The 23,027-nt window shown below is 70.3% G+C and carries 27 protein-coding genes and 2 pseudogenes; 21 read left to right on the forward strand and 8 right to left on the reverse strand.

Going from position 1 to position 23,027, the window contains the following annotated elements; all coding sequences use genetic code 11:
- Window positions 1–32: 32 nt before the first annotated feature.
- From DC008_RS19910 to DC008_RS19925, 4 genes are all read right to left on the reverse strand, one after another.
- The gene (locus DC008_RS19910; RefSeq protein ID WP_123954016.1) at window positions 33–344 is read right to left on the reverse strand and encodes a hypothetical protein; all 312 of its coding nucleotides are present in this window, start codon (window positions 342–344) and stop codon (window positions 33–35) included.
- A 156-nt stretch (window positions 345–500) separates the two neighbouring features.
- Window positions 501–1,481, reverse strand: coding sequence for a thioredoxin-disulfide reductase (gene trxB, locus DC008_RS19915; RefSeq protein WP_382112939.1), 981 nt, complete (start codon window positions 1,479–1,481; stop codon window positions 501–503).
- Between the two features lie 5 nt (window positions 1,482–1,486).
- The gene (locus DC008_RS19920; protein ID WP_108708136.1) at window positions 1,487–1,906 is read right to left on the reverse strand and encodes an arsenate reductase ArsC; all 420 of its coding nucleotides are present in this window, start codon (window positions 1,904–1,906) and stop codon (window positions 1,487–1,489) included.
- A 48-nt stretch (window positions 1,907–1,954) separates the two neighbouring features.
- Window positions 1,955–2,590, reverse strand: a complete 636-nt coding sequence (locus DC008_RS19925; RefSeq protein ID WP_108708137.1) for an arsenate-mycothiol transferase ArsC — start codon at window positions 2,588–2,590, stop codon at window positions 1,955–1,957.
- A gap of 87 nt (window positions 2,591–2,677) precedes the next feature.
- On the opposite strand from DC008_RS19925, the gene DC008_RS19930 reads away from it, so the two are divergent.
- The 3 genes and pseudogenes from DC008_RS19930 to DC008_RS19940 all read left to right on the forward strand — a co-directional run.
- Entirely contained in the window at window positions 2,678–2,986 is a 309-nt protein-coding gene (locus DC008_RS19930) for an ArsR/SmtB family transcription factor (protein WP_108708138.1), read from the forward strand.
- Window positions 2,983–4,092: an ACR3 family arsenite efflux transporter gene (arsB, locus tag DC008_RS19935; protein WP_108708139.1), complete on the forward strand. Its 1,110-nt coding sequence runs from the start codon at window positions 2,983–2,985 to the stop codon at window positions 4,090–4,092. Before DC008_RS19930 ends, arsB begins: the two co-directional genes overlap by 4 nt.
- A pseudogene (locus DC008_RS19940) lies at window positions 4,089–4,348 on the forward strand (FAD-dependent oxidoreductase); the annotation flags it as partial. The gene arsB and the pseudogene DC008_RS19940, both read left to right, overlap by 4 nt.
- 58 nt (window positions 4,349–4,406) lie before the next feature.
- On the opposite strand, the gene DC008_RS19945 reads toward DC008_RS19940, so the two are convergent.
- On the reverse strand, window positions 4,407–4,844 hold the full coding sequence (locus DC008_RS19945; RefSeq protein WP_003974483.1) for a hypothetical protein: 438 nt from the start codon (window positions 4,842–4,844) through the stop codon (window positions 4,407–4,409).
- 584 nt (window positions 4,845–5,428) lie between these two features.
- Between DC008_RS19945 and hemL the strand changes: the two genes are divergently transcribed.
- The 8 genes from hemL (at window position 5,429) to DC008_RS19990 (ending at window position 13,698) form a co-directional block, all read left to right on the forward strand.
- Window positions 5,429–6,763, forward strand: a complete 1,335-nt coding sequence (gene hemL / locus DC008_RS19955; protein WP_108708141.1) for a glutamate-1-semialdehyde 2,1-aminomutase — start codon at window positions 5,429–5,431, stop codon at window positions 6,761–6,763.
- A gap of 62 nt (window positions 6,764–6,825) precedes the next feature.
- Entirely contained in the window at window positions 6,826–7,509 is a 684-nt protein-coding gene (locus tag DC008_RS19960; protein ID WP_108710781.1) for a histidine phosphatase family protein, read from the forward strand.
- A 125-nt stretch (window positions 7,510–7,634) separates the two neighbouring features.
- The gene (locus DC008_RS19965) at window positions 7,635–8,957 is read left to right on the forward strand and encodes a polysaccharide deacetylase family protein (protein ID WP_108708142.1); all 1,323 of its coding nucleotides are present in this window, start codon (window positions 7,635–7,637) and stop codon (window positions 8,955–8,957) included.
- A 66-nt stretch (window positions 8,958–9,023) separates the two neighbouring features.
- Window positions 9,024–9,626 carry a TlpA family protein disulfide reductase gene (locus DC008_RS19970; protein WP_055622659.1) on the forward strand — a complete coding sequence of 201 codons (603 nt, stop codon included), beginning with the start codon at window positions 9,024–9,026 and terminating at the stop codon, window positions 9,624–9,626.
- Window position 9,627: 1 nt separating this feature from the next.
- Window positions 9,628–10,395, forward strand: coding sequence for a cytochrome c biogenesis CcdA family protein (locus DC008_RS19975; RefSeq protein ID WP_055622658.1), 768 nt, complete (start codon window positions 9,628–9,630; stop codon window positions 10,393–10,395).
- 3 nt (window positions 10,396–10,398) lie between these two features.
- Entirely contained in the window at window positions 10,399–12,135 is a 1,737-nt protein-coding gene (gene resB, locus DC008_RS19980) for a cytochrome c biogenesis protein ResB (RefSeq protein WP_108708143.1), read from the forward strand.
- Window positions 12,132–13,235, forward strand: coding sequence for a c-type cytochrome biogenesis protein CcsB (ccsB, locus tag DC008_RS19985; RefSeq protein ID WP_108708144.1), 1,104 nt, complete (start codon window positions 12,132–12,134; stop codon window positions 13,233–13,235). Before resB ends, ccsB begins: the two co-directional genes overlap by 4 nt.
- A 64-nt stretch (window positions 13,236–13,299) precedes the next feature.
- Window positions 13,300–13,698, forward strand: coding sequence for an SRPBCC family protein (locus tag DC008_RS19990; RefSeq protein ID WP_108708145.1), 399 nt, complete (start codon window positions 13,300–13,302; stop codon window positions 13,696–13,698).
- A 15-nt stretch (window positions 13,699–13,713) separates the two neighbouring features.
- On the opposite strand, the gene DC008_RS19995 is transcribed toward DC008_RS19990, so the two are convergent.
- Window positions 13,714–14,163, reverse strand: a complete 450-nt coding sequence (locus tag DC008_RS19995) for a nucleoside deaminase (protein WP_108708146.1) — start codon at window positions 14,161–14,163, stop codon at window positions 13,714–13,716.
- A 112-nt stretch (window positions 14,164–14,275) separates the two neighbouring features.
- Here DC008_RS19995 and DC008_RS20000 point away from each other — a divergent pair, with 112 nt between their 5' ends.
- Window positions 14,276–14,818, forward strand: coding sequence for an HAD domain-containing protein (locus tag DC008_RS20000; protein ID WP_108708147.1), 543 nt, complete (start codon window positions 14,276–14,278; stop codon window positions 14,816–14,818).
- Between the two features lie 80 nt (window positions 14,819–14,898).
- Window positions 14,899–15,414 (forward strand): hypothetical protein, encoded by a 516-nt coding sequence (locus tag DC008_RS20005; RefSeq protein WP_108708148.1) that lies wholly within the window; start codon window positions 14,899–14,901, stop codon window positions 15,412–15,414.
- Window positions 15,415–15,431: 17 nt separating this feature from the next.
- On the opposite strand, the gene DC008_RS20010 is transcribed toward DC008_RS20005, so the two are convergent.
- A complete protein-coding gene (locus tag DC008_RS20010; RefSeq protein ID WP_108708149.1) occupies window positions 15,432–15,761 on the reverse strand; it encodes a PLD nuclease N-terminal domain-containing protein in 330 nt (109 codons plus the stop codon).
- 87 nt (window positions 15,762–15,848) lie between these two features.
- On the opposite strand from DC008_RS20010, the gene DC008_RS20015 reads away from it, so the two are divergent.
- The gene (locus DC008_RS20015) at window positions 15,849–17,300 is read left to right on the forward strand and encodes a menaquinone biosynthesis decarboxylase (RefSeq protein ID WP_055622651.1); all 1,452 of its coding nucleotides are present in this window, start codon (window positions 15,849–15,851) and stop codon (window positions 17,298–17,300) included.
- Window positions 17,297–18,199 carry a menaquinone biosynthesis prenyltransferase MqnP gene (gene mqnP, locus DC008_RS20020; protein ID WP_108708150.1) on the forward strand — a complete coding sequence of 301 codons (903 nt, stop codon included), beginning with the start codon at window positions 17,297–17,299 and terminating at the stop codon, window positions 18,197–18,199. Before DC008_RS20015 ends, mqnP begins: the two co-directional genes overlap by 4 nt.
- Before the next feature lie 10 nt (window positions 18,200–18,209).
- Here the strand turns inward: mqnP and DC008_RS20025 are convergent, their stop codons facing one another.
- Window positions 18,210–18,824, reverse strand: a complete 615-nt coding sequence (locus DC008_RS20025) for a rhomboid family intramembrane serine protease (RefSeq protein WP_425276545.1) — start codon at window positions 18,822–18,824, stop codon at window positions 18,210–18,212.
- A 91-nt stretch (window positions 18,825–18,915) separates the two neighbouring features.
- On the opposite strand from DC008_RS20025, the gene DC008_RS20030 reads away from it, so the two are divergent.
- The 6 genes and pseudogenes from DC008_RS20030 (at window position 18,916) to DC008_RS20055 (ending at window position 23,019) form a co-directional block, all read left to right on the forward strand.
- Entirely contained in the window at window positions 18,916–19,599 is a 684-nt protein-coding gene (locus tag DC008_RS20030) for a UbiX family flavin prenyltransferase (protein ID WP_079033680.1), read from the forward strand.
- 102 nt (window positions 19,600–19,701) lie between these two features.
- Window positions 19,702–20,157 carry an Lrp/AsnC family transcriptional regulator gene (locus DC008_RS20035; RefSeq protein WP_055622647.1) on the forward strand — a complete coding sequence of 152 codons (456 nt, stop codon included), beginning with the start codon at window positions 19,702–19,704 and terminating at the stop codon, window positions 20,155–20,157.
- A 46-nt stretch (window positions 20,158–20,203) separates the two neighbouring features.
- On the forward strand, window positions 20,204–21,367 hold the full coding sequence (mqnE, locus tag DC008_RS20040; RefSeq protein WP_055622646.1) for an aminofutalosine synthase MqnE: 1,164 nt from the start codon (window positions 20,204–20,206) through the stop codon (window positions 21,365–21,367).
- Window positions 21,368–21,664: 297 nt separating this feature from the next.
- Window positions 21,665–22,098: pseudogene (locus DC008_RS20045) on the forward strand (uracil-DNA glycosylase family protein); the annotation flags it as partial.
- A gap of 16 nt (window positions 22,099–22,114) precedes the next feature.
- On the forward strand, window positions 22,115–22,639 hold the full coding sequence (locus tag DC008_RS20050) for a GNAT family N-acetyltransferase (protein WP_108708152.1): 525 nt from the start codon (window positions 22,115–22,117) through the stop codon (window positions 22,637–22,639).
- A gap of 89 nt (window positions 22,640–22,728) precedes the next feature.
- Window positions 22,729–23,019 (forward strand): DUF4229 domain-containing protein, encoded by a 291-nt coding sequence (locus tag DC008_RS20055; protein ID WP_055622643.1) that lies wholly within the window; start codon window positions 22,729–22,731, stop codon window positions 23,017–23,019.
- Window positions 23,020–23,027: the final 8 nt, after the last annotated feature.

Here is a 23,027-nt window from a genome sequence, read left to right on the forward strand (position 1 = left end):
CTCTCCGTGTTCAGCGCCCGCTCAGGGCCGGATCAGGCAGTACGGCCGGTGGCCCGCCTCGTGCAGCTGCTCCGTACGACCTCGGCCTCGGAGCGCAGGGGTGTCATTCCGCCCGCCTCGCGCACGATCTCTGAGTAAGCCGCCGGCCTGAGAGCCGTCTTGGCGTCGGCCGGGTCCGTTCGCGCCTTGACGACGAGGTCCGTCAACTGTTGCATCCGCACCTCCGACGGCCGCTTGGGCTGCTGCCGGACGAGCGCGGCCGTACGGTCGGAGTTCTTGTGCTCGCCGGCCTGCATGCACAGCCGCCGCTGCACACGTACGAGGCGCTGCCCGGGCCCAAGCATCCATACTGCGCGGGCGTTGTTCTCAAAGGCGCCGCGCGGTTTGAGGTTATGAGGCAAGTCGCGGTGTTACGCGGCATTTACGTATACCGCTGACCTCGGAGAGGCCGGGGCGGCTGGGCTCTGAAGCCGGTACGCCGCCCCGGCGCTCCAGTCGCGTCAGGCCGGTACGGCAGCCGTAAGCCTCGCGGCGCTGCCGTCGGCGAGTGCCGCGAGATACCGCTCCGCGTCCAGCGCTGCCGCACAGCCACTCGCGGCGGCGGTGATCGCCTGGCGGTAGGTGTGGTCGACGACGTCGCCCGCGGCGAAGACGCCGGGAACATTCGTGCGGGTGGAGGGCGAGGCGACCTGGATGTAGCCGTTGCCGTCCAGGTCCAGTTGGCCCTTGAACAGCTCCGTGCGCGGATCGTGGCCGATGGCGATGAACAGGCCGGTCGCGTCCAGGTCGCGGGTGGCGCTGCTGAAGACGTCACGCAGCACGAGCCCGGCCAGCATGCCGTTGCTCTCCTTGATCTCGGCGATCTCGGAGTCGAAGGCGAAGGAGATCTTGTCGTCGGCGAAGGCCCGGTTCTGCATGACCTGCGAGGCGCGCAGCGTGGAACGCCGGTGGACGACGGTCACCGAGCGGGCGAAGCGGGTGAGGAACGTGGCCTCCTCCATGGCGGTGTCACCGCCGCCGACGACCACGATGTCGCGGTCCCGGAAGAAGAAGCCGTCGCAGGTGGCGCACCAGGACACGCCCCGGCCGGAGAGTTCGTCCTCCTTGGGCAGGCCGAGCTTGCGGTAGCCGGAGCCGGTCGCCACGATCACCGTCTTCGCGCGGTGCACCGTGCCCGCCGTGTCGGTGACGGTCTTGATGTCCCCGGTGAGGTCGACGGCGACGATGTCGTCGTCGACCATCTCGGCGCCGAACCTCTCGGCCTGGGCGCGCATGTTCGTCATCAGATCCGGGCCGTCTATGCCCTCGGGGAAGCCGGGGAAGTTCTCGACCTCGGTCGTCGTGGTGAGCGCGCCGCCCACGAAGATCGCACCGCCGAACACAAGCGGCTTGAGTTCGGCGCGGCCGGTGTAGAGGGAGGCTGTGTATCCGGCGGGGCCGGAGCCGATGACGATGACCTCGCGTATGCCGGTGTCGTTCACTGAGGTCACGCCTCCTGCTTGGCGTCGATCTCGGCGATGAGCGCCTCGATGCGGGTCTTGATTTCGTCGCGGATGGGGCGGACGGCCTCGACGCCCTTGCCGGCCGGGTCTTCGAGGGCCCAGTCGAGGTACTTCTTGCCGGGGAAGATGGGGCAGGCGTCGCCGCAGCCCATGGTGATGACGTAGTCGGACGCCTGGACGGCCTCGGTGGTCAGGATCTTCGGCTTGGCGTCGGCGATGTCGACGCCGACTTCCTTCATGGCCTCGACGGCAGAGGGGTTGACCTGGTCGCCCGGGACGGAGCCGGCGGAGCGGACCTCGATCCGGTCGCCCGCGAGGTGCTGGAGGAATCCGGCGGCCATCTGGGAGCGGCCGGCGTTGTGGACGCAGACGAACAGCACGGAGGCGAGCGGGCTGGAGGACATCGGTTTCTTCCTTCGTCAGTGATTCTTACGGTGGTGCGGGGTGCGGATTCAGGTGCTCGGCAGGGAGGCGAGCAGTTCGGTGATGTGGGCGTCGAGCGCGTCGCGGATGCCGCGGACCATGGCGATCGGGGCGCCCTCAGGGTCGGTGACGGGCCAGTCGAGGTAGCAGCGGCCGGGCAGGACGGGGCAGGCGTCCCCGCATCCCATGGTGATGACGATGTCGGCGGCCTGCACGACCTCGTCGGTCAGTGGCTTGGGGAACGCGTCGCTGAGGTCCACGCCGGCCTCGGTGAGCACCTGGGTGACGACCGGATCGACCTCGGCGGCCGGGAGCGTGCCCGCGGACGAAACGACCACGTGTCCGCCCGCGCGGTGCGCGAGGAGGGCTGCTGCCATCTGCGAACGGCCGACGTTGTGGCTGCAGACAAACAGCACGCGGGGCACGCCGCAGTCGGGCACCCCCTGCACGTGTGCCAGCGCGTCCAGCCGCTCAGTGGCGAGGTGCTCGGCCAGTACGACCAGGTGGGTGCGGACGCGGGCGTGCTCGGCCAGCCGTTCGAAGGAGTCGGTGACGAGGCGCTGGATGGTCTCCGGGGCGAAGCGCCCGCGGTAGCGCAGGGCGAGTCGGGCGATGCCCGACGCGAGGCGCTCATCGGGCAGGACGGGGGGCGGGGATGCGGTCACGGGAACCCCCTTCGGGGCAGCGGGGCGCGGGCCCCAGGTGTCAGCCCCGGCTGGTATCAGCTCGGAGTGATGTGAGAGTATCAGTCCATGATGATGTCAGTCGACACTGACCTGATCCGGGTGCTGGCCGACCCGCTCAGGCTCCGGATCGTGACCCTGCTGGCCCGCGAGACGCTGTGCACCACGCACCTCGTCGAGGAGACCGGCGCCCGGCAGACCAATCTCTCCAACCACCTCAGGGTCCTGCGCGAGGCCGGGGTCGTGGAGACCGAGCCGTGCGGGCGCTTCACCTACTACAAGCTCCGCCCCGACGTCATCGCCCAGCTCGCCGGGCAGTTCGCCGACCTGGCCGAGTCCGCCCGCACCGCCGCCGACAACAAGAGGGCCTGCCCGTGACCTCCACCGAGCCCACCACCTCCGCTCCGGCCGGGGCGGAGGACGACTCGATCGTCAAGAAGCTCTCCACCCTTGACCGTTACCTCGCGGTGTGGATCCTCATCGCCATGGCCGTCGGCCTTGGACTCGGGCGACTGATCCCCGGGCTGAATGACCCGCTGGCGAAGGTGGAGGCCGGCGGCATCTCGCTGCCCATCGCCCTCGGGCTGCTGATCATGATGTACCCGGTCCTGGCCAAGGTTCGCTACGACAAGCTCGACGCCGTCACCGGCGACCGCAAGCTGATGATCTCCTCCCTGGTCATCAACTGGATCCTCGGACCCGCGGTCATGTTCGCCCTGGCCTGGATCTTCCTGCCGGACCTGCCCGAGTACCGCACCGGCCTGATCATCGTCGGCCTGGCCCGCTGCATCGCCATGGTCATCATCTGGAACGACCTCGCCTGCGGCGACCGCGAGGCCGCAGCCGTGCTCGTCGCGCTGAACTCGGTCTTCCAGGTTCTGGCGTTCGGCCTGCTGGGCTGGTTCTACCTCGAACTGCTCCCCGGCTGGCTGGGCCTGGGCGACGGGGAGCACCTGGACATCTCGATGTGGGAGATCGCCTTCAACGTGGTCATCTTCCTGGGCGTCCCGCTGCTGGCCGGGTTTCTGACCCGCCGGATCGGCGAGAAGAAGATGGGCCGCGAGAGCTACGAGTCCCGCTTCCTGCCGAAGATCGGCCCCTGGGCGTTGTACGGGCTGCTGTTCACGATCGTGATCCTCTTCGCCCTGCAGGGGAAGACCATCACCTCCCAGCCGCTGGATGTCGCCCGCATCGCGCTGCCGCTGCTGGTGTACTTCGCTGTGATGTTCTTCGGCACCTTCCTCCTCGGCAAGAGCCTGGGGCTGGCCTACGACCGGACCACGACCCTGGCGTTCACCGCAGCGGGCAACAACTTCGAGCTGGCCATCGCGGTCGCCATCGCCACCTTCGGCGTCACCTCCGGCCAGGCCCTCTCCGGCGTCGTCGGCCCGCTCATCGAAGTGCCGGTGCTGATCGGCCTCGTCTACGTCGCGCTCGCCTGGCGTAAAAAGTTCACTGACGACGCGGTGACCACGACCCCGTGACGCAGCACGTGGATGTGGTGGTGGTCGGTGGTGGTCGGGCAGGGCTCGCCGCCGGCCATCACCTGCGTCGTCAGGGCATCGACTTCACCATCCTCGACGCCGAACCAGCACCGGGCGGGGCTGGGCAGCACATGTGGGACTCGCTGCGCCTGTTCTCCCCGGCCGGCTCATGCCCACACAGCCCGGCGAGACCCACCCCGACACCGGTCACGTGGTGGACTACCTGACCGAGTGCCCTGGCCGCCTGACGGCCCCTCCCCGGCATGCAAAAGGGCGAGGCCCGAAGACCCCGCCCGCCCCTCACGAAACCCAGCTCAGGGCCACACCAAGCAGTACGGCTGATGCCCCGCCTCATGCAGGCGGTGCGAGAAGTCCTGCCACTCGTGGAGCAGCTGGTACACGTTGAACGCGTCGCGCGGCCCGCCGCGGTCCGGGACCGTGGACCAGATGAAGGCCGCCGCGCCCACCGCCTCCTCGCCTATGCCGCGCAACGGGTCGACGACCGTCATCGGCAGCTTCACCACGGCGTAGTCGGGGTGGAGGACGACCAGCTCCAGGGGCGGCACCTTGTGCAGGGGCACACCTTCGATGCCCGTCAGCACCATGGCCGCCATCGTCTCCGGCTTGATCTTGGTGAACATGCCGTTCATGCCGAGCTCGTCGCCGCCGAGTTCCTCGGGGCGCATCGAGATCGGGACGCGGGCCGCGGTCGCGCCGTCCGGAGCGCCGAAGTACTTGTACGTCACCCCCACCCGACCACCATTCCTGCTCCCCGCCCTCAGTCGGTCGACCCGGCTGTCGATCCGCCGGTCGAACGGCTCGTGCTCACTCGGTACACCCGTCGCATCTGGCATACCTGGTACAACGTGTCCCTGGCGTACTTCGTTCGAATCCTCCGCGTCGCGTCGGTGCCTTCCCCGCCGGGCACGTCGAGGACCCAGGTCGTCGGTCCCCTCGCCCAGTCCGCCACCGCGATGCATATCTCCACCCGACTGCTGTTCTAGGACGCGTGGCGCCCGCCGCGCAACCCGATCATCGTGTCAGTGACCTCCCCCACGGCCGCCCGCCGAAACGTGCGGCGAAACACCTCTGCGTGAGATGTCCCCGGTCCCCGATCACCACGGCCCGCATGAGCTGTGTGTATCACGCCCAGTCTCGCAGATCACCCGTCCGTGACGCCGGGGTACGCAGGGACGGAAGGGGCGAAGGGGGCCGTCCGCACGCCGGTGGCGGCTCGCTGCCGTCGCCGGGCCCTGGCCTACCCTGAGGAGGTCACAGGCAACCGGAGCCCCGGATGATCACCGAAGGTCGGAAAAGGTCGGAGTAGTCGCAGGTCATGAGCGAAGCGCCCTCTTCAGGAACGCCCTATCCATACGATGCGCCCGCCTCGCAGGCGCTGTTCGACCGTGCGGCCGCCGTGACGCCCGGCGGTGTGAACTCCCCGGTGCGCGCCTTCCGCGCGGTGGGCGGTACGCCCCGGTTCATGGTGTCCGGCAGCGGCCCGTACCTGACCGACGCCGACGGACGCGAGTACGTCGACCTCGTCTGCTCCTGGGGACCGATGATCCTCGGGCACTCCCACCCCGAGGTGATCGCCGCCGTGCAGGAGGCCGTCGCCCGCGGCACCTCCTTCGGCACGCCCGGTGAGGGCGAGGTCGCGCTCGCCGAGGAGATGGTCGACCGGATCGGGCCCCTGGAGCAGGTGCGCCTGGTCTCCAGCGGCACCGAGGCGACCATGTCGGCGATCCGTCTCGCCCGCGGGTTCACCCGGCGCACCAAGGTGATCAAGTTCGCCGGCTGCTACCACGGGCACGTCGACTCGCTGCTCGCCGCCGCCGGATCCGGCGTCGCCACCTTCGCCCTGCCCGACACCCCGGGCGTCACCGGCGCCCAGGCCGGCGACACGATCGTCCTGCCGTACAACGACCTGGAGTCGGTGCACGAGGCGTTCCACCGCTACCCCGGCGAGATCGCCTGCGTCATCACCGAGGCCTCGCCCGGCAACATGGGCGTCGTCCCGCCCCGGCCCGGCTTCAACCAGGGCCTGAAGGACGCCTGCGGCAAGAACGGCGCCCTGTACATCTCCGACGAGGTCATGACCGGCTTCCGCACCAGCCGCGCCGGCTGGTACGGCGTGGACGGGGTCGAGCCGGACCTGATGACCTTCGGCAAGGTCATGGGCGGCGGTTTCCCCGCCGCCGCGTTCGGCGGCCGGGCCGACGTGATGGCCCACCTCGCCCCCGCCGGGCCCGTCTACCAGGCCGGCACGCTCTCCGGGAACCCGGTCGCGACGGCCGCCGGTCTCGCCCAGCTGCGCCTCCTCGACCAGGCCGCGTACGACACGATCGACCAGGTGTCGGCGACCATCCAGGGGCTCGTCACCGAGGCGCTCAGCAAGGAGGGTGTGGCGCACCGGCTGCAGAACGCCTCCAACATGTTCTCCGTCTTCTTCACCGACCGTGAGGTCCGCACCTACGAGGACGCCAAGCGCCAGGAGTCGTTCCGCTTCACCGCGTTCTTCCACTCGATGCTTGCGCAGGGCGTCTATCTGCCGCCCTCGTCGTTCGAGTCCTGGTTCGTGTCCACGGCCCACGACGAGCGGGCCCTCCAGCGGATCGCCGACGCCCTCCCGGCGGCGGCCCGAGCGGCGGCGGAGGCCACGGCGGAATGAGCGACACCTCCCGCGCCCCCTCCAGTGAAGACACGCCCACTCCCGAGCCCTCCGAGAAGCCGATGACCGACAGCAGCGACATCACCGTCGTCCACCTCGTGCGGCACGGCGAGGTGGCCAACCCGGACGGCGTCCTCTACGGCCGCCTGGCGGGCTACCACCTCTCCGAGCTCGGCCGGCAGATGGCCGACCGGGTCGCCGAGCACCTGACCGACCGGGACATCACCCATGTCTGCGCCTCCCCGCTGGAGCGGGCGCAGGAGACGGCCACCCCGATCGCCAAGGCGCACGGGCTCGACCTCGCGACCGACGCCCGGCTCATCGAGGCCGAGAACGTCTTCCAGGGCAAGACGTTCGGTGTCGGGGACGGCGCGCTGAAGCGGCCGGCGAACTGGAAGCACCTGCTCAACCCGTTCAAGCCGTCCTGGGGCGAGCCGTACGCCGAGCAGGTCGTGCGGATGATGGGTGCCCTCGACGCCGCCAAGGACGCCGCGCGCGGCCACGAGGCGGTGCTGGTGAGCCATCAGCTGCCGATCTGGATCGTGCGCTGCGCAGTCGAGAAGCGGCGGCTGTGGCACGACCCGCGCAAGCGGCAGTGCACGCTCGCGTCGCTGACGTCCTTCACCTACCAGGGCGACCGGATCGTCTCCGTCGGCTACTCCGAGCCGGCGATCGACCTCGTCCCCGAGCATCTGCGGGCGGGCGCCAGGCCGGTCCAGGGGCAGAGCAAGGGCTTCGGCGCCTGACCCCCCGTGGCTGATACACGCGGGTGACATTGCTCGCGAATCCTCCACAGCGCGACGGGAACCACCCCGTTCGTCGTGACCTCTGACTGGGTGACCACCTCAGCAGCACGACGGACGGGGCAGCCATGCGCGACATCAGCCGACGGGGAGCCATCGGGATCGGGGCCGGAGCGGCCGCCGCCCTCTCACTCGCGGGATGCGGCGCGTCCACGTCGTCCGGCGGGCCGAAGGACCGCAAGGATCCCGGCGGTTCCGGCGGCGACCGGGACAACCGGCACGGCTCGCAGGCCGACCGCGACCGCCCGATAGGCGACGGCTCCACCTCCTACACAGGCAAGCAGCCCCACCAGCCGGACGCGCCGCGGCCGCTGGAGCCGGGCGAGGAGCCGCCGCAGTTCGTCGTCTTCTCCTGGGACGGGGCCGGCGAGGTCGGCAACGGCCTCTTCCCGCGCTTCCTGGACCTGGCCAAGGAGCACGAGGCGCACATGACCTTCTTCCTCTCGGGGCTCTATCTGCTCCCCGAGTCGAAGAAGCGGCTCTACGAACCGCCGAACAACCCGCGCGGCGCCTCCGACATCGGCTACCTCACCGACGACCACATCAAGCAGACGCTGAAGAACGTCCGGCGCGCCTGGCTCGACGGGCACGAGATAGGCACCCACTTCAACGGCCACTTCTGCGCGGGCAACGGCACCGTCGGCAACTGGACGCCGCAGCAGTGGCGCAGCGAGATCGACCAGGCCAAGTCGTTCGTCAAGGAGTGGCGCACCAACTCCGGCTGGACCGATCTGCCCTCCCTGCCGTTCGACTACGACAAGGAGCTCGTCGGCGGCCGTACGCCCTGTCTGCTCGGGCAGGACAACCTGCTGCCCACCGCCCGTGAGCTGGGCTGGCGCTACGACGCCTCCTCGCCCGGCGGCCGTCAGGTGTGGCCGGTGAAGAAGAAGGGGCTCTGGGATCTGCCGCTGCAGCAGATACCTTTCCCCGGCCGTTCGTTCGAGGTCCTGTCGATGGACTACAACATCCTCGCCAACCAGTCGGTCAACTCCACGAACGCCCCGAGCCACAACCACCCCGCCTGGCGCACCCAGGCGACACAGGCGTACATCCAGGGATTCAAGCGGGCATACGAGACGAACCGCGCCCCCTTCTTCATAGGCAACCACTTCGAGCAGTGGAACGGCGGCATCTACATGGACGCCGTCGAGGAGGCGCTGAAGCATATGGCGCGCGAGAAGGAGAAGGGCGGCGACATACGGCTCGTCTCCTTCCGGCAGTTCGTGGACTGGCTGGACGTCCAGAAGCCGGACATTCTCGACAAGTTGCGCACGCTGGACGTCGGGCAGAAGCCTGCGGGCGGCTGGAGCGCCTTCACCAAGGGTGGCACCGAGGGCGGCTCGGGGACCCCGTCCGGCACCTCTTCCGAGGGGTCCGGAAACGCTGCCTGATATGCGGTTTTACGCCCGAGAGGGGGGCGCGCAAGATCCCCCGTACGGGCATGCGAAACTTTTCACATGAGTGCCGTCCGTCGCGCCCGTAGCCGTATCGCCCCGCTCGCCGCCAGTGCCGCCGTTGCCGCGCTGGTCCTGTCCGCGTGCAGTTCGGGCGGCACCTCGGGCGGTGGCGGGGACACCAACTTCGTCGCCGGCGGCAACGGCGTCGACACCGTGAAGCGGGGCGAGCGCGCCGAGGCGCCGGAGTTGTCCGGCGCCACCATCGACGGCAAGCAGCTCACCACCGCCGACTACAAGGGCAAGGTCCTCGTGGTCAACGTCTGGGGTTCGTGGTGCCCGCCCTGCCGGGCCGAGGCGAAGAACTTCCAGACCGTCTACACGGACCTCAAGGACCAGGGCGTCCAGTTCGTCGGCATCAACACCCGGGACACCAGCACCACCCCGGCGAAGGCCTTCGAGAAGGAGTTCGGGGTCACCTACCCGAGCCTGTACGACCCCACCGGGAAGCAGATGCTCCGCTTCGGCAAGGGCACGCTCAACCCGCAGGCCATCCCCTCCACACTCGTCATCGACCGGGACGGCAACATCGCGGCCCGGGCGCTGACGCCCCTCGGCGAGGACACCCTGCGGGACATGATCGAGCCCGTCCTCGCGGAGAAGTGACGTGAGCGCCCTCACCACACTCGCCGCCGAACCCAACCAGACGGTGATGAGCGGCGCCCTTCTGATCGCGCTGCCCGTCGCCCTGCTCGGCGGCCTCGTCTCCTTCTTCTCGCCCTGCGTCCTCCCGCTGGTCCCCGGCTATCTCTCCTATGTCACCGGGGTCACCGGCACCGACCTCGCCGAGGCCCGGCGCGGCCGCATGGTCGCCGGCGCCTCCCTCTTCGTGCTCGGCTTCACCGCCGTGTTCGTCTCCGGCGGGGCGCTCTTCGGGTACTTCGGCGACAACCTCCAGGCGCACAAGGACATCCTGTCGAAGGTGCTCGGCGTCCTCATGATCGCCATGGGTGTCTTCTTCATGGGCCTGATGCCCTGGATGACCCAGCGTGAGTTCCGCTTCCACAAGCGGCCCGTGACCGGGCTGGTCGGCGCGCCCTTCCTCGGCGCCCTCTTCGGCATCGGCTGGACGCCCTGCCTCGGCCCCACGCTCACCTCCGTGATCGCGCTGTCGTACAACGAGGCGAGCGCGGGCCGCGGCGCCCTGCTCACCGTCGCCTACTGCCTCGGCCTCGGCGTCCCCTTCGTCCTGGCTGCCGTAGCCTTCCGCAAGGCGCTCGGTGCCTTCGCCTGGGTCAAGCAGCACTATGTCTGGGTCATGCGGATCGGCGGCACGATGATGATCGTGACCGGTGTCCTGCTGCTGACCGGCGCCTGGGACCGCATCGTCCAGGAGATGCAGGTCTGGTCCAACGGCTTCACTGTGGGGATCTGATCGATGAGCGACACGACCGACAAGGCCGCCCCGGCCGTCCCCGAGGGCCAGGAGCAGGACCAGGACCTCGGCGCCGCCGGCTCCCAGCTCTCCACCGCCCCCGCCGAGGAGGCCCCGAACCTGCCGTCGCTCGGTGTGATCGGCTGGGCCCGCTGGTTCTGGCGGCAGCTCACCTCGATGCGGGTGGCGCTGCTGCTGCTCCTGCTGCTGTCGCTCGGCGCGATCCCCGGCTCGCTCATCCCGCAGACCGGCATCGACGAGACGAAGGTCGCGGAGTTCCGCCGTACGCACGAGACGCTCGCGCCGATCTACGACAAGCTCGGCCTCTTCCACGTCTACAGCTCGGTGTGGTTCTCGGCGATCTACATCCTGCTCTTCGTCTCCCTCATCGGCTGCATCGTGCCGCGCACCTGGCAGTTCGTCGGGCAGCTGCGCGGACGGCCGCCGGGCGCGCCCAGGCGGCTCACCCGGCTGCCCGCCTACACCACCTGGCGCACCGAGGCCGCACCCGAGGAGGTCCGCGAGGCCGCGCTCGCCCTGCTGAAGAAGCGCCGCTTCCGCGCCCACCGCGCCGGTGACGCCGTCGCCGCAGAGAAGGGCTATCTGCGCGAGGTCGGCAACCTCGCCTTCCACATCGCGCTGATCGTGATGCTGGTGGCGTTCGCCTGGGGCCAGCTGTTCAAGTCCGAGGGCAACAAGCTGGTCGTCGAGGGCGACGGCTTCTCCAACACGCTCACCCAGTACGACGACTTCAAGTCCGGCAGCCTCTTCTCCCAGGACGACCTGGACCCGTTCAGCTTCAGCCTGAAGGAGTTCAAGGGCACCTACGAGGCGACCGGACCCAACCGCGGCACGCCGCGCACCTACGAGGCCGACCTCACCTACAGCGCGGGCGCCGACGGCAAGGAGAGGAAGACCACCGTCAAGGTCAACGAGCCGCTGGAGATGGGCGGCTCCAAGGTCTACCTCGTCAGCCACGGCTACGCCCCCGTCATCACCGTCCGCGACGGCAAGGGCAACGAGGTCTTCCACGACGCGGTCCCCCTCCTCCCGCTCGACGGCAACGTCACCTCCACCGGCGCGATCAAGGTGATGGACGGCTACCGCGACGCCAAGGGCGAGCGCGAGCAGCTCGGCTTCCAGGCCTTCCTGCTGCCCACCTACGTCCCGGGCAACGAACTCGCCTCGCAGTTCCCCGCGCTGCTCAGCCCGGTCATGAACGTCGAGGCCTACCACGGTGATCTCGGTGTCGACTCGGGCCTCCCGCAGAGCGTGTACCAGCTGGACAAGAAGAACCTGAAGGGCTTCAAGGACGGCAAGGGCGCGCAGCTGAGGAAGAACCTGCGGCCCGGCGAGACCCTGACCCTTCCGAACGGCGCCGGCTCGATCACCTTCGAGAAGGAGATCAAGGAGTGGGCCGGCTTCCAGGTCGCCCGCCAGCCCGGCAGCGGCTGGGCGCTCGCCGGCGCCCTCGCGGCGATCCTCGGTCTCGCCGGCTCCCTGTTCATCCAGCGCCGCCGGGTCTGGGTGCGGGCCACCACCGGGGACGACGGCCTCACCGTCGTCGAGATGGCCGGCCTCGGCCGCAGCGAGTCCGCGAAGGTGCCCGAGGAGCTGGGCGAGCTCGCCGGGATCCTCTACGACCGGGCCCCCGGGGCAGCCGCCCCCGAGGACACCGACGACGCCTCCTCCGATACCCCCGACCCCCAAGCCGTACCTGCCGAAGGGGCTGAGAAGTGACTCTCGCCGCCGCAACCGATCTGGCCGCCGCCACCAACGAGAACCTGGCCAGCATCAGCAACACGCTGATCTACTCGTCGATGGCCGTCTACACCCTGGCCTTCTTCGCGTACATCGCCGAATGGCTCCTCGGCAGCCGCAGCAAGGTCGGCCGCACGGCCGCCGCGCTCACCCCGGCCAAGTCCGCCAAGGCCGCCGAGGCGCCCGCCGTAACCGTGACCAAGGGCGGCTCCACGGCCGTACTGGAACGGCCGAAGGTCGTCGTACGGGCCGCGGCCGGACAGCGGGACGTGCCGGACGGGCCCGGCGCGCACGGCGGGGACGAGCAGGGCGACCTCTACGGGCGTATCGCCATCTCGCTCACCGTCCTCGCGTTCCTCGTCGAGTTCGGCGGAGTGGTCACGCGGGCCCTGTCGGTGCAGCGGGCGCCGTGGGGCAACATGTACGAGTTCAACATCACCTTCTCCACGGTCGCCGTCGGCGTGTACCTGGGGCTGCTGGCGCTGAAGAAGAACGTGCGCTGGCTCGGGCTGTTCCTGATCACCACGGTCCTCCTCGATCTCGGCCTCGCCGTCACTGTCTTGTACACCGCCAGTGACCAGTTGGTTCCCGCCCTTCACTCGTACTGGCTGTACATCCACGTCTCCACGGCGATCTTCTGCGGCGCGGTGTTCTACGTCGGTGCCGTCTCCACGCTGCTGTACCTGTTCAAGGACAGCTACGAGAACAAGCTCGCGAGCGGCGGCAAGCCGGGCCGCTTCGCGAACTCGGTCCTGGACCGGCTGCCCGCCTCGGCGTCCCTGGACAAGTTCTCCTACCGCGTCAACGCCGCCGTCTTCCCGCTGTGGACGTTCACGATCATCGCGGGCGCCATCTGGGCGGGCGACGCCTGGGGCCGCTACTGGGGCTGGGACCCCAAGGAGACCTGGTCCTTCATCACCTGGGTCGCCTACGCCTGCTATCTGCACGCCCGCGCCACCGCCGGCTGGAAGGGCCGCAAGGCCGCCTACCTGGCCCTGATCGCCTTCGGCTGCTGGCTCTTCAACTACTACGGCGTCAACATCTTCGTCTCCGGCAAGCACTCCTACGCCGGCGTCTGAGCCGGGGCGCGGACCGGCGCCGCCCACAGGTGCGCGCCGGGTCCGGCGGGGTCAGGCTGGTGTCATGACCGGTTCGGTAGAACAGGGCACCAGCCAGACCCACGGGAACACGCACATCCTGCACTTCCTGGTGCGGCTGCCCCGTCCGATGGCCGCCGTCTGGCCCTTTCTGGCGACCGCCGACGGCCTCGCGTCCTGGTGCACCCCGGTCGACGCGCTCGAACCCCGGCTCGGCGGCACGGTCGACCTGGGCGAGCTGGGCAGCGGGCGGATCACCGCCTGGGACGTGGACCGGGTCGCCGAGTACACGGGGGACCGCGGCCGCATCCGGTTCCACCTGGAACGGGACGGCGAGGACGGGGCCGCGCTGCGCTTCACCCACGAGTTCCAGGGCGAGGCCGAGACGGAGCAGCGCTGGCGCTCCCGCTTCGAGCGGCTCATCGAGCGCCTGGAACACGCCTAAGGGCTGTCCGGCGTCTCACTCCCCGATGTCCTCGTTCCACAGATCGGGATGACGGGCGACGAAGTCACGCATCAAGGCCACGCACTCGGGATCGTCGAGGAGCACGATCTCCACGCCGTGCTCGGCCAGCCACTCGTGCCCGCCCGAGAACGTGACCGCCTCGCCGATCACCACTCGCGAGATGCCGAACTGCCGGACCAGCCCCGAGCAGTACCAGCACGGCGACAGCGTCGTCACCATCGTCGTGCCCCGGTACGACCGCTGCCGGCCCGCCGCCCGGAACGCGGCCGTCTCCGCGTGCAGCGAGGGGTCGCCGTCCTGCACCCGCCGGTTGTTGCCCCGCCCGAGCAGCGTCCCGTCCGCCCCGTACAGGGCGGCCCCGATGGGGATGCCGCCCTCGGCGAGCCCGGCCCGCGCCTGCGCGAGCGCGGTCCCGAGCCACCGCCGCGCCAGTCCCTGATCCATCCCCTCACTGTCCTGCGCACGGGCCCACCCGGCAACGGCACGAAAACCCCGCGCCCCCGCGCCCGGCCCGCGACTACGCTCACGTCCGTTCCCGCGGAGAGGAGCGGCAGCCGTGCGCCCCTTGCTCCACCTCGACGTCGACGGCCCGCTGAACCCGTACGCCGCCAAGCCCCACCGCCGGCCGGACGGCTACACGACACACCGGATGAAGCCCGAGAGCTGGGTCGCCCGGCAGCGGTACACCCCCGCCCACCGGGTGAAGCCCCTGCGGGTGTGGCTGCACCCCGGGCACGGCCCCCGGCTGCGGGAGCCGGCCGAGCGGTACGAGCTGGTGTGGGCGACCACCTGGGGCGCGGAGGCGAACCGCTTCATCGCGCCGGTCCTCGGCCTGCCCGACCTCCCTGTGGTCGAGTGGCCGCCCGGCACGAGCCGCGAGCGGACCGACGGACCCTTCTGGAAGACCGGGCCGCTCGTCGAGCACGCCCGGGGGCGGCCCTTCGCGTGGGTCGACGACGAACTGGGCCCGGCGGACGAGGACTTCGTCGCCGCTCGGCACGAAGGGCCGGCGCTGTTGCTCCGGATCGATGCCCGACTCGGGCTGCGGGAGGCGGACTTCGTGGCCCTGGGTGTCTTCGCCGGTCGGCCGACCAGGTAATTCGGTGGCGTGGGGCCGGGCGGCGGTGTTGGGTTGCCGGGCCCGGACCGTCGCACGGACGCCGGGGGTGAGGAGTGCAGGTGGGACGTCTGGGGCGGGCCTGGCGGGTGGCCGAACTGCGGCAGCGGGGCGGGGTGCTGGCGTCCTTCGTGGCCGCCTGCTGCGACGACGACAAGCGGGCGCGCGCGGCGCGGGACCTGGGGGCGCGCCTGGCCGCGTACGGGCCCGTCGACCGGTGGGAGGCCGAGGAGGCCGTGGCGACGCTGGAGAGGTGGGCCCGCGACCTCGAGGACCACCCGTACCACCCGGGCGTCCCGCGGCCCGACGAGAGCGACCGGCAGACCCGCGACCACTACAAGGACGTCCAGCGCGACCGCCTGACGACCCCGGCCCGCGACCGGCGGTCGGGGACGCAACTCTCCCTCGACGTCTACCTCGGTCAGCTGAGCCGGGTGCGCGGCCTCGACCCGTGCGTCCGGGAGGACGCGTACTACCTCTACGGCCGCGGCACGATGGCACTGGATGTCGGCGACCGCGCGACAGCGGCACGCGAGACGGCCCGTCTGCGGGAGCTGCGGGACGCCCACGCCTGGTGACGCGCGGCCCGCCCCGGTCAGGGCTCGTCGCGCTTGGTGCCGTCCTCGTCCTCGTCGCGCGTCTTCCCGTCCTCGCCCAGGGACTTCAGGAAGTCCGGGTTGTCGTCGGGCGCCACCCACTGCTGCCGCCGGCGGTCCCGTACGCCCGACCAGCCGTCGGCGGCCGGGCTGCGCCTCTTGCCCGCGATCAGCCACGAGATCGAGCCGACCAGCGGGAAGACGAGCACGAGGATCGCCCACAGCGGCTTGGGCATGTGGCGGATGTCCTTTTCCTCCGTGCTGATGCAGTCGATGAACGCGTACACGCTCAGCGCCAGTGGCACGAGGAACATCAGCACCCGGAGCATGGGCCCTCTCCAGTGGAACGGTCGTCGGGCCGGGGGCACGGCCCCCGGGTTCCAGGCCAGGGTAGCCGCTCGGGGATACTTGACCCCATGGCTTACGACGATCTTCGATCCCTGCTCCGGGCCCTGGAGCGGGAAGGCGACCTCAAGCGCGTGAAGGCGGAGGTCGATCCGTACCTGGAGGTCGGGGAGATCGTCGACCGGGTGCAGAAGTCCGGCGGCCCCGCCCTGCTCTTCGAGAACGTGAAGGGCTCCGACATGCCCCTCGCGATGAACGTCTTCGGCACGGACCGGCGCCTGCTGAAGGCCCTGGGCCTGAAGTCGTACGCCGACATCTCGGACAAGATCGGCGGGCTGCTCAAGCCCGAGCTGCCGCACGGGTTCGTCGGGGTCCGCGAGGCCTTCGGCAAGCTCGGCGCGATGACCCACGTCCCGCCGAAGAAGGTCAAGGACGGCCCTGTCCAGGAGGTCGTGCTCACCGGCGACGACGTCGACCTGGACCGGCTGCCCGCGCTCTTCACCTGGCCCAAGGACGGCGGCTCCTTCTTCAACCTGGGCCTGACGCACACCAAGGACCCCGAGACGGGCGTCCGCAACCTCGGTCTGTACCGCCTCCAGCGCCACGACAAGCGCACCATCGGCATGCACTGGCAGATCCACAAGGACAGCCGCAACCACTACCAGGTGGCGGCCCGCAGGGGCGAGCGGCTGCCCGTCGCGATCGCCTTCGGCTGCCCGCCCGCCGTCAGCTACGCCTCCACCGCCCCGCTGCCCGGCGACATCGACGAGTACCTGTTCGCCGGGTTCCTCGCGGGCAAGCGGATCGAGATGGTCGACTGCAAGACCGTTCCGCTCCAGGTCCCCGCGCAGGCCGAGGTCGTGATCGAGGGCTGGCTGGAGCCGGGCGAGATGCTCCCGGAGGGCCCCTTCGGCGACCACACCGGCTTCTACACGCCGCAGGAGCCCTTCCCGGCGCTCACCATCGACTGCGTCACCATGCGCAAGCGGCCGCTGCTCCAGTCCATCGTCGTGGGCCGCCCGCCCACCGAGGACGGGCCGCTGGGCCGGGCGACGGAACGCTTCTTCCTGCCCCTGCTGAAGATCATCGTCCCGGACATCGTGGACTACCACCTGCCCGAGGCCGGCGGCTTCCACAACTGCGCGATCGTCTCGATCGACAAGAAGTACCCCAAGCACGCCCAGAAGGTCATGCACGCGGTCTGGGGCGCCCACATGATGTCCCTGACCAAGCTGATCGTGGTCGTCGACTCCGACTGCGACGTCCACGATCTGCACGAGGTCGCCTGGCGGGCCCTGGGCAACACCGACTACGCCCGGGACCTCACGGTCGTCGAAGGCCCCGTCGACCATCTCGACCACGCCTCCTACCAGCAGTTCTGGGGCGGCAAGGCCGGCATCGACGCCACCCGCAAGTGGCCCGAGGAGGGCTACACCCGCGACGGCGGCTGGCCGGACATGGTGGAGTCCGACCCGGAGACGGCGGCGAAGGTCGACCGCCGCTGGAAGGAGTACGGCCTGTGAGCAGCGCCTCCGCCGCGATCCCGCAGCCCGGACGGACCAAGGCGTTCCTGCGTCTGGTCATGATCGAGCACTCGGTGTTCGCGCTGCCCTTCGCCTACATCGCCGCGCTCACCGCGATGTTCGAGTGGGACCGGAACATCCACTGGGGCCGGCTGCTCCTGGTGACGATCTGCATGGTCGGGCTGCGCACCTTCGCGATGGCCGTGAACCGGATCATCGACCGCGAGATCGACGCCCGCAATCCGCGCACCGCGCACCGTGAACTGGTCACCGGCGCGATGTCGGTGCGGCACGCGTGGACCGGCGCCCTGATCGCCCTCGTCGTCTTCCTGGGCTCGGCCGCGCTGCTGAACCCGCTGTGCCTGGCGCTCGCCCCCATCGCGGTCGTACCGATGGTGGTCTACCCGTACGGCAAGCGGTTCACGAACTTCCCGCAGGCCATCCTCGGGCTCGCCCAGGCGATGGGCCCGGTCGGCGGCTGGCTGGCCATCACCGGCTCCTGGTCGTGGGACGCGGTCATCCTGGGTCTCGCCGTCGGCGTCTGGATCGGCGGCTTCGACCTCATCTACGCCTGCCAGGACGTGGAGACCGACCGGGAGATCGGCGTCCGCTCGGTGCCGGCGCGCTTCGGCATCCCGGCGGCCATCTGGGGCGCCCGCGCCTGCCACACCGTCACCACCGCCCTGTTCGTCTGGTACGGGGTCGCGACCGGCGCCGGCGTCTTCTTCTGGCTGGGTGTGCTGATCGTGGCCGGTGCCTTCGTCTACGAGCACACCATCGTGCGCCCGCACGACCTGTCCCGGCTGAACCGGGCGTTCTTCAGCGTCAACGGGTTCATCGGGATCGCGCTCTTCGTCTGCGCGCTGCTCGACCTGCTGGTGCGCGGGCTGACCGTCTGACCCGGCGGGGTCAGACCGGCAGCTCACGGGGGCCGGTGTCCCGGCGGCGCAGCACGAACGCCGCCACCACACCGGCCACCAGCCCCACCAGATGCCCCTGCCAGCTGACGCCGGACTGGGTCGGGGCGAGCCCCGCCAGCATGGAGCCGCCCCAGACGGCGGCCACCAGGACACCGACCAGCACACCGAGCGGGCGGCGCTCCACGAAGCCCGTGACCAGCAGGAAGCCGAACAAGCCGAAGATCAGGCCGGAGGCGCCCGCCGTATTGGTGCCGGACGGCGATATCAGCCACACGCCCAGCCCGTCGGCGACCACGACCAGCGCGCACACCGCGAGGAACCGGCGTATGCCGCCGAGCGCGGCGAGGAAGCCCAGGACCAGCAGCGGCACGGTGTTCGCCGCGACATGGGCGAAGCCGAAGTGCGTGAACGCCGCCGGGACGACGTCCACCAGCTCGGACGGGGTGCGCGGGACGATCCCGAAGCCGTCCAGCGTGTGACCGCTCACCACGTCGGCGAGCTCCAGCAGCCACAGCAGCGCCACCCAGCCCAGCATCAGCTTGGCCGCGGTCAGCGCGCGCTCCCCGCGCGACCCCGCGCGCAGCGCGTCCCGCACATCCGACATGGCCATCCCACCGTCCGACTCGTCCCCGAACGAGAACGCCTGGGCCCCCTTGGTCGGTTCCCACCCCGTGCCGCCGGATAGGCTCGGTGTCGTGAACCCAGCCAAGCCAGGAGAGACGGCCCGAACGCCTTGGATCGTAGGGGTGTCCGGCGCTTCCGGCACCCCATACGCCGCCGCGGTGCTGCGCGCGCTCCTCGACGCCGGGGAGAGCGTCGACCTGGTGGTCAGCCGGGCCTCGCGGCTCACCCTGCTCGACGAGACCGGGATCTCCTTCCGGGACGCCCACTGGCGCGACGACCTGCGCGAATGGCTCGCCCGTGGCGCCGACGGCAAGCCCGGCACCTTCGAGACGGACCTCACGGACGTGCGGTACTGGCCGGCCGGGGACCTGGCGGCGGGACCGTCCTCCGGGTCGTACGCCACCAAGGGCATGCTCATCGTGCCCGCCTCGACGGCCTGTGTGGCCGGGGTCGCGCTCGGGCTCTCCAAGGACCTGCTCCAGCGGGCCGCGAGCGTCACCCTGAAGGAGGGCCGCCGGCTCGTCGTCGCCGTTCGGGAGACCCCTTTGAACGGGCAGACGCTGCGGCATCTCGTCACCCTGGACGACGCGGGCGCCATCGTCGTGCCCGCCTCGCCCGCCTTCTACGCGGGGGCCACGCACATCCAGGACCTGGTGGACTTCGTGGCCGGACGCGTCCTGGACGCGGCGGGAGTCCGGCACCGGCTCTACCGCCGGTGGAAGGGCGAACTCGGCGGGGGCGCCCGCCCCGCCTGAGCGGCCCGCCCCGCATCACGCGCCGGCGGCCGTGCTCATCACTTCGGGCAGCAGCAGACCAGCAAGCACGTCAGACCTCTTCAGCGGAAGGCTTCGAATCGCATGGACGCGGTGGACAGGCAGCTCATCCAGGCCCTGAGGGAGAACGGCCGGGCCTCCTACGCGGAGCTGGGGCGCCTCGTCGGGCTGTCGGGACCCAGCGTCACCGACCGCATCAACCGGCTGGAGGCGGCCGGTGTCATCACCGGATACCGCGCCACCGTCGACGCCGCCTCGCTCGGCCTCGGCGTCACCGCCCTGATCGGCATCTCGCTGACGGACGCCACCGACCACGAGGACGTGGCGGGGCGGCTCAAGGACCTCTCCGAGATCGAGGACTGCTGGTTCATCGCCGGCGACGACTCGTACATGCTCAAGGTGCGGGCGACCGACGTGGACGGCCTGGAGAAGATCATCCGGCGGCTCAGCGGGATCGAGGGCGTCTCCCGGACCCGTACCACCATCGTGCTCTCCACGAAGTGGGAGAACAGGGTCGGAGAGCTGCCCGAAGAGGTCTGAGGGCACAGGCGTAACGTGGGGGCGAGCTTCGTGGAAAGGTGTTGGCATGGACGTCGGGCTCAAGCGCGAGCTGGAGGAGAAGGTCCGCTCCGGTGAGCGGCTGTCCCGCGAGGACGGCATCGCGCTGTACGAGTCGGACGACCTGGCGTGGCTCGGCGGCCTCGCCCACGAGGTGCGCACCCGCAAGAACGGCGACGTCGTGCACTTCAACGTCAACCGGCACCTGAACATGACGAACGTGTGCACGGCCTCCTGCGCGTACTGCTCCTTCCAGCGCAAGCCGGGGGAGAAGGACGCGTACACGATGCGCATCGAGGAGGCGGTGAAGCTCGCGAAGGAGATGGAGTCGGAGAACCTGACCGAGCTCCACATCGTCAACGGACTGCACCCGAACCTGCCGTGGCGCTACTACCCGCGCTCGCTGCGGGAGCTGAAGGCCGCGCTGCCGGACGTGTCGCTGAAGGCGTTCACGGCCACGGAGATCCACCACTTCGAGACCATCTCCGGGCTGTCCGCCTCCGAGATCCTCGACGAGCTGATCGACGCCGGTCTGGAGTCGCTGACCGGCGGTGGCGCCGAGATCTTCGACTGGGAGGTCCGCCGGCACATCGTGGACCACCGCACCCACTGGGAGGACTGGTCCCGGATCCACCGCCTGGCGCACGAGAAGGGTCTGAAGACCCCGTGCACCATGCTGTACGGGCACATCGAGGAGCCCCGCCACCGCGTCGACCACGTACTGCGGCTGCGTGAACTGCAGGACGAGACGGGCGGGTTCCAGGTCTTCATCCCGCTGCGCTACCAGCACGACTTCGTCGACATGAAGGACGGCAAAGTCCGCAACCGCCTCCAGGCGCGGACGACGATGGCGACCGGCGCGGAGGCCCTGAAGACCTTCGCGGTCTCCCGGCTGCTGTTCGACAACGTCCCGCATGTGAAGGTCTTCTGGGTCATGCACGGCGTGCAGACCGCCCAGCTGGCCCTCCAGCACGGCGCGGACGACATGGACGGCTCGGTCGTCGAGTACAAGATCACGCACGACGCGGACAGCTTCGGCACGCCGAACAAACTGACCCGCGACGATCTGCTGGACCTGATCCGGGACGCCGGCTTCCGCCCGGTCGAGCGCAACACGCGCTACGAGATCATCCGCGAGTTCGACGGTCCGGACCCGCTGCGCCGGGAGTCGCCGCAGCCGATGCGGATCTGACCGGTCGGGGAGCGGGTGAGGGTCCGCGGGGGCTGTTCGCGCAGTTCCCCGCACCCCTGAGGGGTAGCAGTTCCCCGCGCTCCTGAAGGGGTACCCGCCGCCGTATGGCGGTGAAGGCGCCCGAGGACGGCTACACGGCGGAGCCCTTCGTTCCGGAGCGGGGCGGGCTGCCGCAGGATGCCGGGGCTGTCCGCTGCATCGCGGCGCCACCAGGACGGTCTTCGGCGCCGGTGACGCCACGCGCGCGTGATGCTCGTCGGTGAGCGGCCCGGCGACCAGGAGGACCGGCAGGGCAGGCCCTTCGTCGGCCCGCCGGGAAACTGCTCGACCGGGCGCTCGCCGAGGCCGGGATCGACCCGGGCGAGGCGTATGTCACCAACGCGGTCAAGCACTTCAAGTTCACCCGCGCCGAGCCGCGCAAGCGCCGTATCCACAAGGCGCCGACGCTGCGCGAGATGACGGCGTGCGCGCCCTGGCCGGCCGCCGAACGGGCCGTCGTCGAGCCGGAGCTGATCGTGCTGCTGGGCGCGAGCGCCGGGAAGGCGCTGCTCGGCTCGTCGTTCCGGGTCACGCAGGTGCGCGGGACCGTGCCGGAGGAGGAGATCCACGGGCGCAGGGAGCGGCTGGTGCCCACCGTTCACCCGTCGTCCGTGCTGCGCGCGGACGATCGGGAGTCGGCCTACGACGGGCTCCTTTCCGATCTGAAAGTGGCGGCGCGCCTGCTGGAGTAAGGGCTACGATGCTGGGGTGTCCCTTACTTTCACCCTGGATCCCGCCGTCACGGCCGAACTGCGCGACGGCATCCTCGACCTGTGGACCGACGTCTCCAACGCGGGCGGCTCCGTCGGGTTCGTGCCGCCGGTGACGACCGAGGCGGTGCGGCCGGAGCTGGTCAAGCACCTGGTCGCGATGGCGGAGGGCCGTACCCGGCTGCTCGTCGGGCACGACGAGGACGGCCGGATCGCCGCGGCCGCCTTCCTCACCCACAACACGCACCGGCTGATGACGCACTGGCTGTGGCTCTACACGGTGATGGTGCACCCCCGCCACCAGGGCAAGGGGTACGGCCGCGACCTGCTCGCCGCCGCCGAGGACGCCGCCCGCGGCCTCGACGGCATCGAGGCGATCCGGCTCACCTGCCGGGGCGGCCTCGGCCTGGAGCGGTTCTACGGCTCCTGCGGCTACAAGGAGGTCGGCCGCGTCCCCGGGGCGATCCGTGTCGCGCCCGGCGACGACCGCGACGACGTCATCATGCTGCTGCCGCTCGGCTGAGGGCCCCCTGCAAGATCGGGACCCGGACGTGCTTCACTGGACGATGCCCTCTGGGAATGTTCGTACTGTTGACGGAAGAGTGGATTGAGATGCTCCGCTACACGCTGATGCGCCTCGGGGTCTTCGTGGGCTGCTTCGTGGTCGTCTGGGGCCTCGTCTACACCGGCATCGTCCCGCGCGGCTTCGGCGCCTCCAACGGCATCTGGATGATCCTGCTCGCTCTGCTGCTCTCGGCGCCGATCAGCTTCGTCGTCCTGCGCAAGGAACGCGACCGCGCCTCCGCCGGGATCGTGCAGCGGGTCGACCGGATGAAGTCGAACCTGGAGGCCAGCCGCAGCCAGGAGGACGACGTCGACGACGCCGCCCGGGCACAGGGCTGAGCAATGCA

It is taken from the genome of Streptomyces nigra (assembly GCF_003074055.1).
In the GTDB taxonomy this organism is placed as follows: domain Bacteria; phylum Actinomycetota; class Actinomycetes; order Streptomycetales; family Streptomycetaceae; genus Streptomyces; species Streptomyces nigra.

Coding starts and splice junctions, on each gene's coding strand:
- DC008_RS19960 (WP_108710781.1), top strand. CDS start 6,826: ATGACCGACAGCAGCGACATCACCGTCGTCCACCTCGTGCGGCACGGC.
- DC008_RS20015 (WP_055622651.1), top strand. CDS start 15,849: ATGGCTTACGACGATCTTCGATCCCTGCTCCGGGCCCTGGAGCGGGAA.
- DC008_RS19930 (WP_108708138.1), top strand. CDS start 2,678: ATGATGATGTCAGTCGACACTGACCTGATCCGGGTGCTGGCCGACCCG.
- hemL (WP_108708141.1), top strand. CDS start 5,429: ATGAGCGAAGCGCCCTCTTCAGGAACGCCCTATCCATACGATGCGCCC.
- DC008_RS20025 (WP_425276545.1), bottom strand. CDS start 18,824: ATGTCGGATGTGCGGGACGCGCTGCGCGCGGGGTCGCGCGGGGAGCGC.
- DC008_RS19970 (WP_055622659.1), top strand. CDS start 9,024: ATGAGTGCCGTCCGTCGCGCCCGTAGCCGTATCGCCCCGCTCGCCGCC.
- DC008_RS20055 (WP_055622643.1), top strand. CDS start 22,729: ATGCTCCGCTACACGCTGATGCGCCTCGGGGTCTTCGTGGGCTGCTTC.
- DC008_RS19920 (WP_108708136.1), bottom strand. CDS start 1,906: ATGTCCTCCAGCCCGCTCGCCTCCGTGCTGTTCGTCTGCGTCCACAAC.
- resB (WP_108708143.1), top strand. CDS start 10,399: ATGAGCGACACGACCGACAAGGCCGCCCCGGCCGTCCCCGAGGGCCAG.
- DC008_RS19990 (WP_108708145.1), top strand. CDS start 13,300: ATGACCGGTTCGGTAGAACAGGGCACCAGCCAGACCCACGGGAACACG.
- DC008_RS19965 (WP_108708142.1), top strand. CDS start 7,635: ATGCGCGACATCAGCCGACGGGGAGCCATCGGGATCGGGGCCGGAGCG.
- DC008_RS19995 (WP_108708146.1), bottom strand. CDS start 14,163: ATGGATCAGGGACTGGCGCGGCGGTGGCTCGGGACCGCGCTCGCGCAG.
- mqnE (WP_055622646.1), top strand. CDS start 20,204: ATGGACGTCGGGCTCAAGCGCGAGCTGGAGGAGAAGGTCCGCTCCGGT.
- DC008_RS20035 (WP_055622647.1), top strand. CDS start 19,702: ATGGACGCGGTGGACAGGCAGCTCATCCAGGCCCTGAGGGAGAACGGC.
- DC008_RS20010 (WP_108708149.1), bottom strand. CDS start 15,761: ATGCTCCGGGTGCTGATGTTCCTCGTGCCACTGGCGCTGAGCGTGTAC.
- DC008_RS19910 (WP_123954016.1), bottom strand. CDS start 344: ATGCTTGGGCCCGGGCAGCGCCTCGTACGTGTGCAGCGGCGGCTGTGC.